Here is a 13,899-nt window from a genome sequence, read left to right on the forward strand (position 1 = left end):
GATCTGATAAAAAATATAATGAAGGAATGGACAAGTTCCCTTAAAAGGAGAATGAATCAACATGACTTCAACCAAAAATACTACTTCAAGACTTGATTATAACCTTGTGTTTATCTTAATGTTATTGTTTTTGGCCAGCTGTGTAGCCATTTTTAGTGCACAATCGAGTGGTCAATATGATAGCAACTTTCTTGTTAAGCAAATTATTAATTATGCTATTGGCTGTGTCATTGTCGCGATTGTCATAAGGCTCGATTCGGATCAGTTGAAAAAGCTTACCTGGTATGCCTATGGGTTTGGGCTGTTTGTGCTTCTTTTCTTAATTTTGGCACCCGAAAGTATTGCACCATATATTAATGGGGCGAAAAGCTGGTTTAGGGTTCCAGTATTAGGTTCTTTACAACCGTCTGAATTTGTTAAGATTATCCTCATTCTTACACTCGCTAGGGTTATTGATGATCACCATCAAAAAAATATCATTAAAACGGTTAAAACGGATTTTTGGCTTCTTGTGAAGCTTGGGGCAGTAACATTAGCTCCATTGATGCTAGTAATGAAGCAGCCTGACTTGGGTACATCAATGGTGTACATCGCTATACTCCTAGGAATGATTTTTATATCGGGGATTACGTGGAAATTACTAGTCCCAATGTTTACTAGTGGAGTCGCACTCATTTCCGTTATTTTTTATTTTGTTTTATTGAAACCTGAGGTTTTAGAGAAATATTTAGGGGTTAAGCAATACCAATTTGGACGGATCTATTCTTGGCTTGATCCATATAATTTTCAGAGTTCCGCTGGATATCATTTAACAAGATCACTACTGGCGATTGGTTCTGGACAAACAAGTGGAAAAGGCTACGGAAATAGAGAGATATATTTGCCAGAGAGCCAGACAGATTTTATCTTTAGCGTAGTTGGTGAAGAGTTTGGGTTTATTGGAGCAAGTATACTCATCAGTTTGTTTTTTTTATTGCTTTATCACATTACCAAAGTTGGTATGGAGACGAAGAACAGTTTTTATACGTATATTTGCGTTGGAATCATTAGTATGATCACCTTTCATGTATTCCAAAATATTGGGATGACAATAGGTGTTTTACCCATCACAGGTATACCACTGCCCTTCATTAGTTACGGTGGTAGTTCGGTAATGGCGAATATGCTGGGAATAGGATTGATTTTTTCGATCCGTTATCATTATAAAAAGTATATGTTCTCAACAACGGATTAAATAGAAAAGAGCGAGGTCATGGCAGCCTCGCTCTTTTCTGTATTTGAATCTATTTATTTAAGGGGAGGTTTTACTTCTTAAGCATGATTTTTTCAAGGTCATCTAGCATGATGTTTGCTGCAAGAACGCCGCCGGCAGTATTCCAAGTGGCATCATCAACCTTGTGGGCATTTCCATTTTTAACTACCTCTAAGTTTTTCCATAGTGGATCGTTTGTCCATTCCTTCTCTGTATCAAGAGCAACTTGATCACCGTTTGGAGCATAAGTGAAGTAGAATAGGATGTCACCATCCATTTTTGGAATCACTTCCTTACCAACCTCGATCGCAAGATTTCCTAGCTTATTATCAGGAGTGAAAAGCTCAGCTTGTTGCTCTGCACGTTTTAATCCTAATTGATCAAAGATAATTCCTGAGAAGGAATCTGTGTAATAAATACGAGACTTTCCAGCCATAAAGCGGACAACTGATACTTCTTGGTTTAACTTATCACCAAGTTTTTCTTTTACTTCTTCCACATGTGCATCAAAATCGCTTAATACTTTAGTTCCTTCTTCTTCAAGGTTTAAAGCTTTTGCGTATAATTTAAAGTTTTCTTTCCAATCTCCTCTAAGTGTTTCAGAAAAAACGGTAGGAGCAATAGCACTAAGTTGGCTGTAAACTGCTTCTTGACGAAGCTTATTGCCAATAATTAAATCTGGTTTAAGGGTTGCAATTTTCTCTAAATTTACTTCACCCTCAACTCCAACAACTTCCACTCCGTCCATATCCTTTTTAATATGGTCGTACCATGGATCGCCAAGCCAAGATTGAACTGCACCAACTGGTTTTACTCCTAGTGACAGTAAAGCTTCTGTTCCTTCATTTGTCAGGATAACGACCTTTTTCGGAGTATCTTTTAATGTCGTAGATCCCATCGCATGTTCAACAGTGTAGCTTGTATCCTCTGTTTTTTTGTCGCTTTCTTTCTTCGCAGTTGTCTTGTCTTCTGTGTTGCCGCAAGCAGCAAGTAGGAAGATAGCAATCATAGAAATGACTGCAAGTAAACTCTTAAAGCCCTTCATCTTATGTAGCCTCCTAGAATAGTTGTGAATGATAATCATTTTCATTTAAAATTACAAACTTATCATAAAACGATTTTACTAGCATGTCAACATAGAAATTGAAAATGTTTTCAAAGCCATAACAATTTTGAGAACTTGTCTAAGTTGTAAATGAAAATGATTTTCAGACTGATTGACAGTTTTCTACTATTCAAATAGACTAAATCTGAAAAAACATAACTATATTATTAGTTGGTCGGAGAGGAATAAAGCTATGCTGTTAAAAAATACAGGGCAAAGATGGGTTGCACTCTTTGTTGCCATCATTGTATTGCTTTTCTTAATGTCTGCCAGTATTGTATACGGTTATACGGATACGACTTGGAAAATGGCAATAGACGCATTAACAAATTTTAATGGTTCAAATGAACATATTGTTATTCAATCCGTGAGAATTCCACGTTCCTTGATCGCAGCTTCGGTCGGCGCAAGTTTAGCCATTTCTGGTGTTATAATGCAAACGGTTACGAAAAATCCACTCGCATCACCGGATATTTTTGGAATAAATGCAGGTGCTGGAGTTGCAGTAGTGGTAGCTGTAACGATTTTCAATGTTGCAAGCCTTCAACTATTTACCTGGCTGGCTTTCACTGGAGCGGCTATCGCAGCCATCAGCGTTTATGCTGTTGGATCTGCCGGAAGGGAAGGCTTAACCCCAATGAAGCTCACACTTGCCGGTGCTGCGATGACAGCGATGTTCGCCTCATTAACACAGGGAATACTCGTTTTAAACGAAGCGGTATTAGAGCAAGTTTTGTTTTGGTTAGCTGGTTCTGTGGCAGGAAGAAACCTTGAAAATCTAACGGCTGTATTTCCTTATTTAGCTGCTGGCTGGATTATTTCATTAATCATAGCATCTAAAATGAATGTACTTTCTATGGGGGAGGATGTTGCCAAAGGTCTTGGTCTAAACACTGCCCTACTAAAATTAATTAGCGGGTTGGTTGTGATTCTATTATCTGGCGGAGCGGTAGCTGTTGCGGGACCAATCGGATTTATTGGCATCGTAGTACCGCATCTAACCCGCTCTATAGTAGGAATCGACCATCGCTGGGTTATCCCTTTTTCTGGTCTTCTTGGGGGAGTGCTGCTCCTAGCTGCAGATATTGCCTCCAGATATATATTAATGCCTCAGGAAGTCCCAGTCGGAGTTATGACCGCTATTATTGGAACCCCGTTTTTCATTTATATAGCTAGAAAGGGGTTTAATGGCCGATGAGCAAATACAAAATTTTTAGGATGAATAAAGGGAAAATTTCTTATTTAATAGATAAGAAGGCATTATTCGTGTTCATTGGATTAGTAGTTGGTGCTGCGGCTATATTTGTCATAAGTACCGGATTGGGAGAAATGAAAATCAGCCCTTTAAACGTGTTGAAAGTGTTATTCGGCGGGGGCACTGAAATGGAGAGCCTGGTTATTAAGTCATTCCGGTTGCCTAGAATCATCGTTGCTCTTCTGGCAGGGATGGGTCTAGCGGTAGCTGGGGGAATTTTACAAGGGATGATTCGAAATCCACTGGCATCACCTGATATCTTAGGGATTACCGGTGGAGCAGCTGTTGCGGTTGTTGGATTCTTAGCTCTATTTAGTGATAAGAATCATGTTTTAACAGTTAGTATTCATTGGCTTCCAGTTGCTGCTTTTGTCGGTGCAACTGTGGTGTCTTTTCTCATTTATCTTTTGGCCTGGAAAAATGGTGTCTCGCCAATAAGGCTCATTTTGATCGGGATTGGTTTGATGAGTTTAACGAAGGCTCTGACAACATTAATGATGGTCTTAGGCCCGATATACCAAACAAGTCAGGCGAACATTTGGATCACTGGTACAGTATACGGTTCAACTTGGAAAAGCGTAGGTGTCATCGTACCTTGGATAGCTATACTGATCTTCATCGTCCTTATATATGCTAGAAATATTAATATTCAAGAACTTGGTGACGAAGTTGCAAGAGGACTTGGAGGACGTGTTCAAAGGCAGCGCTTTATCTTAATGATGCTTAGTACGGGATTAGTTGGAGGCGCAGTAGCGTTTGCAGGAGGAATCGGTTTTGTTGGGTTAATGGCGCCTCATATGGCTAGAAGAATAGTTGGGTCTTCATTTGGAGCGTTATTACCTGTTTCAGCTTTGCTAGGCGGAATTTTGGTTATGCTGGCAGATTTAGTCGGACGAATGGTGTTTTCTCCGTTAGAAATTCCTGCAGGTGTCTTTACTGCAAGTATTGGAGCCCCTTATTTTATTTATCTATTATATAAGACGAGAAACACATAGTTATTAAGTGTAAAGCCATTTCCTTTAGAAAAGGGAAATGGCTAAATTTTTATAGTAGCAGTGTTAGGATAGAATCACTTGAAAATGATTTTCATACTCATTGACAATCATTATCAATTAATTATAAACTGAATACTGTAAAGACTATTTACTACTTAATAAATGGTAATTAATTAATCTTTTATTTTTACTGATAAAAGACTATTTTTTTTTGCTTTCTTCTATATAAAACGATTAATGAAAATACAGTCATAAAAGGAGCTGGCAAGATGATGAATGTGATTGAAACGAAAGATTTATCCCTATCATATGGGGATACACTCATCATTGATGAATTGAATTTAAAAATTCCAAAAGGAGAGATTACCGTATTTATTGGGGCGAACGGCTGCGGGAAATCAACTCTTCTTCGTTCAATCGCGCGTCTTCTGAAGCCAAAGTCCGGGGCTGTTCTATTAGATGGTCAAGCGATTGCCAAGCTTTCGACAAAAGAAGTGGCAAAAAAAATGGCGATTCTGCCGCAATCGCCATCCGCACCAGAAGGATTAACCGTTCTACAACTTATTAAACAAGGGCGCTATCCGCATCAAACCTGGTTAAAGCAGTGGTCTGAAGAAGATGAGAAAAAAGTGAATGATGCCTTAAAGGCGACACGATTGGAAGATTTGAAAGAACGGACAGTTGACTCGCTTTCAGGCGGACAACGGCAGAGGGCTTGGATAGCGATGACACTCGCACAGGATACAGATGTTATTCTTTTAGATGAACCGACAACCTATTTAGATATGACCCATCAAATTGAAATATTAGACCTGCTGTTTGAATTGAATGAAAAGAAAAAAAGAACGGTTGTCATGGTCCTACATGACCTTAATCTCGCATGTCGCTACGCACATAATATTGTGGCGCTCAAGGACCAAAAGATATATGCCCAAGGAAAACCTGAATATGTCATTAATTGTAGTCTGGTTAAAAATGTGTTTGGGATGGAATGTGAAGTAACCATGGATCCATTATTTGGAACACCACTTTGTATTCCTTATGGAAAAGGTAGATGTATCCTTAAACAGGCTGCCGTTTCTAATGGGTAACACTCTCATGGAAAAGGAATTAACCATTTTAGAAAAATACAGGCTAAGAACCGAAGTGACTAGGGCTTTTAATGTTGCAGACTTAATGGACAAAAAGTATTTGCTGGATTTTATGAAAAGGTTATCCTACGCAATTGGAGCTCCGTCAGAAAAAACAGCTGCGTCGATTTTTATTAAACGATATGCTTTTATAGCCGTTATTTCTCTTTATACGATGACAGTTAACGATAAGAAGGTGAATGTTTCATTAAGAAATATTCAAATGGAGGAAGCGGTCCAGGGGAAAAATTGGTTGCCGCTAATTTCCTTAAAAGACCAGAACTACGAACAATGGAACGGTGAAAATCGTCAGGAGTGGCGGGATAGTGTATATCGTGATCTATTTGCTAATAATATTTATCCGCTAATAGAAATGTTTGAAAGAACTTTCAAAGTTTCTAAACTTATCCTTTGGGAAAATATTGCTGTATATCTTTTCTGGCTTTATGAGACGGAACTTAAGGATCTTCCTATCGCCTTAGAGGATTTCCGGTTCTTGATTTTCGAAGCGGAAGGGAATTTGTTTGGACGCTATCAACATAATCCTTTCCAAAATTATTATACTGAGAAACGTTTTATTGACTCCGTTCAGGAAGAAGTAAGGATTCGAAAAACCTGCTGCTTTACCTACCAGCTTGATTCGAAACCTAAGCGCTGTAAAACATGTCCATGTACTCATTTTGATAAGAATGGAGGCTGCTTTGATGGAGAAAGTATTTGCAGCTCAGTTCGAAGCATTACTTGAAAAATATAGCGAGCTTTTAGTCGGTGAAGCGAATGATGAAATCAGGGAAAAGGTAAAGGCATGGGCGCTTTATACCCATATCGCCAAGTCAATGCCGGCATTAGCGAAGCACTGGAATGAACTATATCCTGAAGCAAAAGAAGAAATGAAAGTCATCATAAATGAAATTAAACAGCTAAATGAACAACATAGGAATCCTTCGAAAAAGTAAAACCGGAAGCAGGATCTGCTTCCGGTTCTATCTTTTATACTGGCTATTTTGGCTGTTTACTTTATTTTTATCTCCATGTTCATTGCCAGGACCGGCGTTGCCTTGAACACTTGCTGCACTTACTCCTCGTTTCGAGGGGTTTTTCTTCATTTTACCCATCATTATCACCTCATCTTTAGAATGCCCTGTTAAGAAAATTTATATTTAATTTATTTTTTCAAAAAAATTTCAATTTTCCGCGTTTAATGATTGCGCAAATTTTTGAAATATTTTATAGTTAATAGTAGTTAGAACTCATTCACGGTATTTTTTTTAGTAAAAAAATGAATGAGTATTCATTCAAAAGGATTGAAGGGGGAGACAATGTTGAACCAAGTCATTAAAAAAGCAGCTGTTCTTGGATCAGGAGTAATGGGATCAGGAATTGCAGCACATTTAGCAAACATCGGTATTCCAACACTATTACTGGATATCGTTCCTAGAGAACTAACCGAGGAAGAAAAAGCAAAAGGGCTATCTCTTGAAGATAAGCAAGTCCGTAATCGTATAAGTACTGCGTCCATTCAAAAATTATTAAAACAAAAGCCTGCTCCATTAGCGGTAAAGAAGAATCTTGCATTAATTGAAGCCGGAAACTTGGAAGATGATCTGAATAGACTAGGCGAAGTTGATTGGATCATTGAAGTAGTGGTTGAAAATTTAAATGTAAAACAACAAGTGTTTGAGAAGGTCGAGCAATATCGGAAACCAGGCAGCATCATCAGTTCCAACACTTCTGGAATCTCCGTTGAAGCAATGGTTGAGGGCAGATCAGATGATTTCCAAAAACACTTCCTTGGCACACACTTTTTTAATCCGCCAAGATACTTAAAATTACTTGAAGTGATTCCAACACAATATACATCCCCTGAAGTTCTTTCCTTCATGAAAACCTTTGGTGAGGATGTTTTAGGAAAAGGTGTTGTTGTTGCGAAGGATACACCAAACTTTATCGCAAACCGAATCGGTACATTTGGTTTATTGATTACCGTTCAAGAAATGCTTAAGGGTGGCTATAGCGTTGGTGAAATTGATTCAATCACTGGCCCGCTCATTGGCCGGGCGAAAAGTGCAACCTTCCGCACGCTTGATGTTGTTGGTTTAGATACTTTCGCACATGTTGCCAACAATGTCTATGAAAAGGTAGAGGGAACAGAAAAGGAAGTCTTTGAAGTTCCAGCATTCATGAGAAAAATGATAGAAAATGGCTGGCTGGGAAGCAAATCGGGTCAGGGCTTCTTTTTGAAAAAAGGAAAAGAAATTCTTGAACTAGACCCAGCAACATTAGAATATGGACCGCGTAAGAAGCTATCGACTCCATCCGTAGAGCTTAGCAAGCAAGAAAAAGGTACAGCGAATAAAATGAAAGCGCTTGTTTATGCCGATGATCGTGCTGGTCTATTCCTATGGAACACATTGAAACAGTCGCTTGTTTATTCAGCCCAATTATTAGGTGAGATTGCAGACGATATCGTTGCTATCGATCGAGCAATGAAATGGGGCTTTGGCTGGGAAAAGGGACCGTTTGAAACTTGGGATGCCATCGGTGTTGAAAAATCCGTTCAAAAAATGGTGGATGAAGGGATTGAAGTTCCAGCCTGGGTAACAGAAATGTTAGCTAGTGGAGTTACTTCCTTCTATAAAGAAGAAAATGGCGAACTATATTTCTACCAAAATGGCGAATACCAATTGGTTGAATTTAATCCTAAAGTAATCGATTTGAAAAAGATTAAGAAGCAAAAAGGGGTCATTAAAAAGAATGGCGGTGCAAGCCTGATTGATCTAGGTGATGGTGTTGCCCTGCTTGAATTCCACTCACCAAACAATGCAATTGGACTCGATATTGTACAAATGATTAATTTTGCTGTCGATGAAGTGGAGAAAAATTATAAAGGTCTTGTCATCGGGAACCAAGGCAAGAACTTCTGCGTAGGTGCAAACCTTGCGATGATGTTAATGGAAGCACAGGATGACAATATTTATGAGTTGGATATGGTCATTCGCCATCTTCACAGTGCATTGATGAAAGTGAAGTACAGCTCTAAGCCTGTAGTTGCGGCACCATTTGCGATGACACTCGGCGGCGGAGCAGAGGTTTGTCTGCCAGCAGCACATATTCAGGCAAGTGCTGAAACATATATGGGACTTGTTGAAGTCGGTGTCGGCTTAATCCCTGGCGGTGGCGGAAACAAGGAGCTTTACATTAAACACCTAGAAGGTCTGCCAAACGGTGTTCCATTTGATCTTCAGGCAGTTGCCAATAAAGTGTTTGAAACGATTGCAACAGCAAAAACGTCGACTTCTGGAGCAGAAGCCCGTGAAAATAACTTTCTAGGTTTTGCTGATGGAATCAGCATCAATGGGGATCATTTACTCTATGATGCAAAACAAGCGGTTTTAGCCTTGCATGAAAAAGGATTTAAGCCAAGAGTACGAAGAAAGGTTCCTGTCGTAGGTGAAACTGGCTATGCCACCCTATTACTTGGTGCAGAAGGAATGTTCTTATCTGGCTTTATTTCAGAACATGATTTAAAAATTGCTAAAAAGCTTGCCTATGTCATTGCCGGCGGCAGAGTGCCATATGGTACGGAAGTAGATGAGCAATATTTATTAGATTTAGAAAGAGAAGCATTCCTAAGTCTGATTGCTGAACCAAAAACACAGCAGCGGATGCAGCATATGCTTGTGAAAGGCAAACCACTCCGTAACTAATTAGTGAAACAGGGGCTCCTTGAGCCTCCTGAAAATAAATAGATTCGTATTTTTCAAAAATGAAAGAAAGAGAGGGAACGAAATGAGAGAAGCGGTAATCGTTGCCGGCGCTCGTACCCCGGTAGGTAAGGCAAAGAAAGGTACGCTTGCCCATGTTCGTCCTGATGATTTGGGAGCATTGGTTGTTAAGGAAACATTAAAGCGTGCTGGTAATTATGAAGGAAATATTGATGATTTAATCATTGGCTGTGCGATGCCTGAGGCGGAGCAAGGAAATAATATGGCCCGTAATATTGGAGCATTAGCAGGTCTATCCCATACGGTTCCTGCAATCACCATTAACCGTTTCTGTTCGTCAGGTCTTCAGGCAATTGCTTATGCGGCACAAGGAATTATGCTTGGCCACACCGATACAGCGATTGCTGGTGGTGCGGAATCTATGAGTCTCATTCCGATGGCTGGTCATGTCGTTCGACCGAATGCAAAACTAGTTGAAACAGCGCCGGAGTACTATATGGGAATGGGGCATACAGCAGAGCAAGTGGCGAAAAAATATGGAATCTCCCGCGAAGACCAGGATGCCTTTGCTGTCCGCAGTCATCAACGCGCGGCAAAAGCAATTCAAGAAGGTAAATTTGTCGATGAAATCGTGCCAGTTGACGTAACTTTCCGTTCTGTTGGCAAGGATAATAAGCTTGTTGAAAGAACGATTCAATTTTCTCAAGACGAAGGTGTGCGTCCAGATACAAGTATGCAAGGTTTAGCAAGACTTCGCCCTGCGTTTTCAGTTACAGGCTCTGTTACGGCAGGTAATGCCTCACAAACAAGTGATGGCGCTGCTGCTGTTATGGTAATGGATCGTGAAAAAGCGGAATCACTTGGTCTGAAGCCTTTAGCAAAGTTCCGATCATTTGCAGTGGGCGGCGTCCCGCCAGAAATTATGGGTGTGGGACCAGTTGTTGCGATTCCAAAGGCTATTAAACTTGCAGGTCTTGAGCTATCCGACATTAATTTGTTTGAATTGAATGAAGCCTTTGCTTCCCAATCCCTTCAAGTCATTCGTGAATTAGGTCTTAATGAAGAGATTGTCAATGTCAATGGTGGAGCAATTGCACTAGGTCACCCACTTGGCTGTACCGGTGCCAAACTTACATTGAGTCTTATCCATGAATTGAAGCGCAGAAACGAACAATTCGGTGTTGTGACAATGTGTATTGGCGGCGGAATGGGTGCTGCTGGGGTATTTGAATTATTGTAATAACAGCAATTGGGGGGAAGATTTCAGCCCCCCTGAAAAATAGAATAGGAGGAATTTTTTATGACAGAAACGAAAAAAGTTTTTAAAGGCGGAAGCTTTTTAATTGAGGATATTTCATTTGAAGATCTGTTTACTCCGGAAGATTTTACGGAAGAGCATTTGATGATTGCTCAAACTGCGGAAGAATTTATTGAAAAAGAAGTAGTTCCACAGTTGGAGCATTTAGAAAACCACGAGTTCGATCGTACCGTTAAGCTATTAAAGAAAATGGGTGATCTTGGCCTATTAGCTGTAGACGTCCCTGAAGAGTTTGAAGGCTTAGGATTGGATAAGGTTACATCCTCTGTTATTACAGAAAAAATGTCAGGGGCAGGCGGTTTTTCTCTTTCATACGGTGCCCATGTTGGGATCGGATCTTTGCCAATCGTTTTATTCGGTAATGACGAGCAAAAGAAAAAATATTTACCAGATTTAGCATCTGGTGCAAAAATTGCTGCTTATGCTTTAACAGAGCCGGGCTCAGGTTCAGATGCTCTAGGAGCTAGAACAACAGCTAAATTGAATGAAGCAGGTACACACTACATCCTTAACGGAGAAAAGCAATGGATTACAAATGCAGGCTTTGCTGATGTGTTTGTGGTTTACGCAAAAGTGGATGGCGAACACTTCACTGCATTCATTGTAGAAAAAGACTATTCAGGAGTATCTACTGGTGCTGAAGAAAAGAAAATGGGAATTAAGAGCTCTTCTACACGTACATTAATTTTAGAAGATGTTGCTGTCCCAGTAGAAAATTTATTAGGTGAATATGGCAAAGGTCATGTTATTGCCTTCAATATTTTAAATATCGGCCGCTATAAATTGGCAGTCGGCGGTGTCGGCGGTTCTAAAAAGGCATTTGATATGACGGTGAAATATGCAAATGGGCGTAAGCAATTCCAAACTCCAATCTCTCAGTTCAATTTAACGAAAGAAAAGTTTGGAACAATGGCTTCTAAAATCTATGCTGCAGAAAGCTCTGTTTACCGTACGATTGGTTTGTATGAAGAAAACCAAGGGAAGCTTTCAACAGAAGAAGCGAAGGACATTAAGAAGGTTGCAAATTCGATTGCTGAATATGCGATTGAATGCTCCGTAAATAAATTCTTTGCAAGTGAAGTATTATCTTATGTTGTCGATGAAGGCGTACAAATCCATGGTGGATATGGTTTCATGCAGGAATATCCAATTGAAAGAGCTTATCGTGACGCACGTATCAACCGTATTTTTGAAGGAACAAATGAAATTAACCGTTTGCTAGTTCCAGGCACTTATATCAAGAAGGCATTTAAAGGCGAGCTTCCATTATTCCAAAAAGCGATGAAATTACAAGAAGAGCTGATGATGTTAATGCCTGAAGAGCCAGGTGATGAGCCGCTTGCACAAGAGAAGTACTTGGTAAGCAATGCAAAGAAAATCGGTTTGTTAGCTGCCGGCCTAGCTGCACAAAAATTTGGTAAAGCACTTGACAGTGAGCAAGAAATTTTAGCGAATATTGCTGATATTGTATCCAATGCTTATGCAATGGAATCTGTAGTCCTACGTACTGAGAAAGCAATCGCTAAGACTGGTTTAGAAAAGAATCAGCAAAAACTTCTTTACACGCAAATCTTCTGTCAGGAAGCGTTTAACGAAATTGAGCAGCATGCAAAAGAAACATTAGTTGCTACAGAGCAAGGCGATACGCTTCGTATGCTAGTATCTGCCCTCCGCAAGCTAACACGTTATACTCCTATCAATGTGATTGCGAAAAAACGTGAAGCAGCCGATGTTCTAATTGCCGCTGAACGCTACACAGTATAATTATTAAATGTGTTAGGCTCCTGCCCAGTTACAGGAGCCTAATTTTTTTATTTAATTTTAGGAGGATTATAGCGAATGAAGTCGAATCATTTCTAGTATGCCATTTTTCCTTTTACACATGTTATGGTAATATTTTATTGACTCTTTTATCATTTATTTTCAAGTAGAAGGCGGTGAAATAATTGTCTCTGACTTTTTACTGGTATCCGAAGTGCAGTACATGCCGTAATGCAAAGAAATGGCTGGATCAGCATCAGCTATCATACAACGAAATACATATTGTCGAAAATCCACCGTCTCCAAACGAGCTTAAGGAACTATATCAAAAGAGCGGAATGGAATTAAAGAAGTTTTTTAATACAAGCGGACAAAAATATCGGGAGTTAGGTATCAAGGATAAAATGAACACGGCATCCGAGGATGAGCTTCTTGAATTACTTGCTTCTGATGGAATGCTAATTAAAAGACCGCTTTTAACAGATGGTGAAAAGGTAACGGTTGGTTTTAAAGAAGAAGATTATGAGAAAATATGGTTATAAACATTTAATTGCGCTTTTTAATTCGTTAGAATCGATTTTTTATCGATAAAAATATATTGGAGGTAGTTTAACATGACAACACCAAAGGGATTACGCTATTCTGAAGAGCATGAATGGGTAAAGGATGAAGGCGCAACACTTCGAGTGGGTATCACTCACTTTGCACAATCTGAGTTGGGAGATATCGTTTTCGTTGAGCTTCCTGAAGTAGGCGATGAAGTGACAGCGAATGAGCCTTTCGGAAGTGTTGAATCCGTTAAGACAGTTTCTGAGCTATATGCACCAGTAAGTGGTAAAGTTGTTGAAGTGAATGAAGATTTAAACGACAGCCCAGAGTTTGTTAATGAATCTCCATATGAAAAAGCGTGGATGATCGTGATTGAACCTTCAGACCGCAGCGAATTAGAAAAACTAATGACACCAGAACAATACGAAGAAATGGTCAAAGAAGACTAAACAAATGGATTAAGCACCTTGTTAGCGCAAGGTGTTTTTTTTTGGAAAAAAATTCTCCAGATTAATTCTAAAAGTAGGGGACACTATAATAAAATTTATTTATAAGGTGGTCCTAACAATGACATTGAAACAGCAAAAAATTGATGTAACTGACAGAGTCATTGGAAAAATGCAAAATGGAGAAATAGAATTATTTCTAGAAAATACATCGATTGGAAAAATCAAATTGCCGGGGGATATGGAAGTGCAGCTTGATCATCATTTTGAAGTAGATCAGCGGAAGATATATCAGCATGTATCCGTTACGGAACAGCCCGACGCAAAATATACAGATTGTGATGATGGTGGATGGTGTTAAAG

At 39.4% G+C, this 13,899-nt stretch carries 14 protein-coding genes; 12 read left to right on the forward strand and 2 right to left on the reverse strand.

Going from position 1 to position 13,899, the window contains the following annotated elements:
- The first annotated feature begins 61 nt into the window (after window positions 1-61).
- On the forward strand, window positions 62-1,234 hold the full coding sequence (gene rodA, locus ACWM35_RS19405) for a rod shape-determining protein RodA (RefSeq protein ID WP_454820514.1): 1,173 nt from the start codon (window positions 62-64) through the stop codon (window positions 1,232-1,234).
- Between the two features lie 70 nt (window positions 1,235-1,304).
- On the opposite strand, the gene ACWM35_RS19410 is transcribed toward rodA, so the two are convergent.
- Entirely contained in the window at window positions 1,305-2,297 is a 993-nt protein-coding gene (locus tag ACWM35_RS19410; protein WP_454820515.1) for an ABC transporter substrate-binding protein, read from the reverse strand.
- Between the two features lie 253 nt (window positions 2,298-2,550).
- On the opposite strand from ACWM35_RS19410, the gene ACWM35_RS19415 reads away from it, so the two are divergent.
- The 5 genes from ACWM35_RS19415 (at window position 2,551) to ACWM35_RS19435 (ending at window position 6,693) form a co-directional block, all read left to right on the forward strand.
- Window positions 2,551-3,555 carry a FecCD family ABC transporter permease gene (locus ACWM35_RS19415; RefSeq protein ID WP_454820516.1) on the forward strand — a complete coding sequence of 335 codons (1,005 nt, stop codon included), beginning with the start codon at window positions 2,551-2,553 and terminating at the stop codon, window positions 3,553-3,555.
- Window positions 3,552-4,607: a FecCD family ABC transporter permease gene (locus ACWM35_RS19420; RefSeq protein ID WP_454820517.1), complete on the forward strand. Its 1,056-nt coding sequence runs from the start codon at window positions 3,552-3,554 to the stop codon at window positions 4,605-4,607. Before ACWM35_RS19415 ends, ACWM35_RS19420 begins: the two co-directional genes overlap by 4 nt.
- Window positions 4,608-4,876: 269 nt before the next feature.
- On the forward strand, window positions 4,877-5,698 hold the full coding sequence (locus ACWM35_RS19425) for an ABC transporter ATP-binding protein (RefSeq protein WP_454820518.1): 822 nt from the start codon (window positions 4,877-4,879) through the stop codon (window positions 5,696-5,698).
- Between the two features lie 7 nt (window positions 5,699-5,705).
- A complete protein-coding gene (locus tag ACWM35_RS19430; protein WP_454820519.1) occupies window positions 5,706-6,482 on the forward strand; it encodes an IucA/IucC family C-terminal-domain containing protein in 777 nt (258 codons plus the stop codon).
- Window positions 6,442-6,693: a DUF2573 family protein gene (locus ACWM35_RS19435; protein ID WP_454820520.1), complete on the forward strand. Its 252-nt coding sequence runs from the start codon at window positions 6,442-6,444 to the stop codon at window positions 6,691-6,693. The genes ACWM35_RS19430 and ACWM35_RS19435 overlap by 41 nt, the downstream gene beginning before the upstream one ends.
- Before the next feature lie 27 nt (window positions 6,694-6,720).
- On the opposite strand, the gene ACWM35_RS19440 is transcribed toward ACWM35_RS19435, so the two are convergent.
- Window positions 6,721-6,852 carry a YuzL family protein gene (locus ACWM35_RS19440; RefSeq protein WP_454820521.1) on the reverse strand — a complete coding sequence of 44 codons (132 nt, stop codon included), beginning with the start codon at window positions 6,850-6,852 and terminating at the stop codon, window positions 6,721-6,723.
- Between the two features lie 204 nt (window positions 6,853-7,056).
- Between ACWM35_RS19440 and ACWM35_RS19445 the strand changes: the two genes are divergently transcribed.
- The 6 genes from ACWM35_RS19445 (at window position 7,057) to ACWM35_RS19470 (ending at window position 13,897) form a co-directional block, all read left to right on the forward strand.
- A complete protein-coding gene (locus ACWM35_RS19445; protein ID WP_454820522.1) occupies window positions 7,057-9,444 on the forward strand; it encodes a 3-hydroxyacyl-CoA dehydrogenase/enoyl-CoA hydratase family protein in 2,388 nt (795 codons plus the stop codon).
- Between the two features lie 82 nt (window positions 9,445-9,526).
- Entirely contained in the window at window positions 9,527-10,702 is a 1,176-nt protein-coding gene (locus ACWM35_RS19450) for an acetyl-CoA C-acetyltransferase (RefSeq protein ID WP_454820523.1), read from the forward strand.
- A gap of 60 nt (window positions 10,703-10,762) precedes the next feature.
- On the forward strand, window positions 10,763-12,544 hold the full coding sequence (locus ACWM35_RS19455) for an acyl-CoA dehydrogenase family protein (RefSeq protein WP_454820524.1): 1,782 nt from the start codon (window positions 10,763-10,765) through the stop codon (window positions 12,542-12,544).
- A 182-nt stretch (window positions 12,545-12,726) separates the two neighbouring features.
- Window positions 12,727-13,083, forward strand: a complete 357-nt coding sequence (locus tag ACWM35_RS19460) for an arsenate reductase family protein (protein ID WP_454820525.1) — start codon at window positions 12,727-12,729, stop codon at window positions 13,081-13,083.
- Between the two features lie 72 nt (window positions 13,084-13,155).
- The gene (gcvH, locus tag ACWM35_RS19465; RefSeq protein ID WP_454820526.1) at window positions 13,156-13,539 is read left to right on the forward strand and encodes a glycine cleavage system protein GcvH; all 384 of its coding nucleotides are present in this window, start codon (window positions 13,156-13,158) and stop codon (window positions 13,537-13,539) included.
- Window positions 13,540-13,657: 118 nt separating this feature from the next.
- The gene (locus tag ACWM35_RS19470; protein WP_454820527.1) at window positions 13,658-13,897 is read left to right on the forward strand and encodes a YusG family protein; all 240 of its coding nucleotides are present in this window, start codon (window positions 13,658-13,660) and stop codon (window positions 13,895-13,897) included.
- Window positions 13,898-13,899: the final 2 nt, after the last annotated feature.

This window comes from Neobacillus sp. K501, from assembly GCF_053749995.1.

Excerpts from the sequence above, each read along its gene's own strand:
- ACWM35_RS19435 (WP_454820520.1), top strand. The coding sequence starts at position 6,442 with ATGGAGAAAGTATTTGCAGCTCAGTTCGAAGCATTACTTGAAAAATAT.
- ACWM35_RS19415 (WP_454820516.1), top strand. The coding sequence starts at position 2,551 with ATGCTGTTAAAAAATACAGGGCAAAGATGGGTTGCACTCTTTGTTGCC.
- ACWM35_RS19445 (WP_454820522.1), top strand. The coding sequence starts at position 7,057 with ATGTTGAACCAAGTCATTAAAAAAGCAGCTGTTCTTGGATCAGGAGTA.
- ACWM35_RS19430 (WP_454820519.1), top strand. The coding sequence starts at position 5,706 with ATGGAAAAGGAATTAACCATTTTAGAAAAATACAGGCTAAGAACCGAA.
- gcvH (WP_454820526.1), top strand. The coding sequence starts at position 13,156 with ATGACAACACCAAAGGGATTACGCTATTCTGAAGAGCATGAATGGGTA.
- ACWM35_RS19420 (WP_454820517.1), top strand. The coding sequence starts at position 3,552 with ATGAGCAAATACAAAATTTTTAGGATGAATAAAGGGAAAATTTCTTAT.
- ACWM35_RS19440 (WP_454820521.1), bottom strand. The coding sequence starts at position 6,852 with ATGGGTAAAATGAAGAAAAACCCCTCGAAACGAGGAGTAAGTGCAGCA.
- ACWM35_RS19425 (WP_454820518.1), top strand. The coding sequence starts at position 4,877 with ATGATGAATGTGATTGAAACGAAAGATTTATCCCTATCATATGGGGAT.
- ACWM35_RS19470 (WP_454820527.1), top strand. The coding sequence starts at position 13,658 with ATGACATTGAAACAGCAAAAAATTGATGTAACTGACAGAGTCATTGGA.
- ACWM35_RS19450 (WP_454820523.1), top strand. The coding sequence starts at position 9,527 with ATGAGAGAAGCGGTAATCGTTGCCGGCGCTCGTACCCCGGTAGGTAAG.
- ACWM35_RS19410 (WP_454820515.1), bottom strand. The coding sequence starts at position 2,297 with ATGAAGGGCTTTAAGAGTTTACTTGCAGTCATTTCTATGATTGCTATC.
- ACWM35_RS19455 (WP_454820524.1), top strand. The coding sequence starts at position 10,763 with ATGACAGAAACGAAAAAAGTTTTTAAAGGCGGAAGCTTTTTAATTGAG.
- rodA (WP_454820514.1), top strand. The coding sequence starts at position 62 with ATGACTTCAACCAAAAATACTACTTCAAGACTTGATTATAACCTTGTG.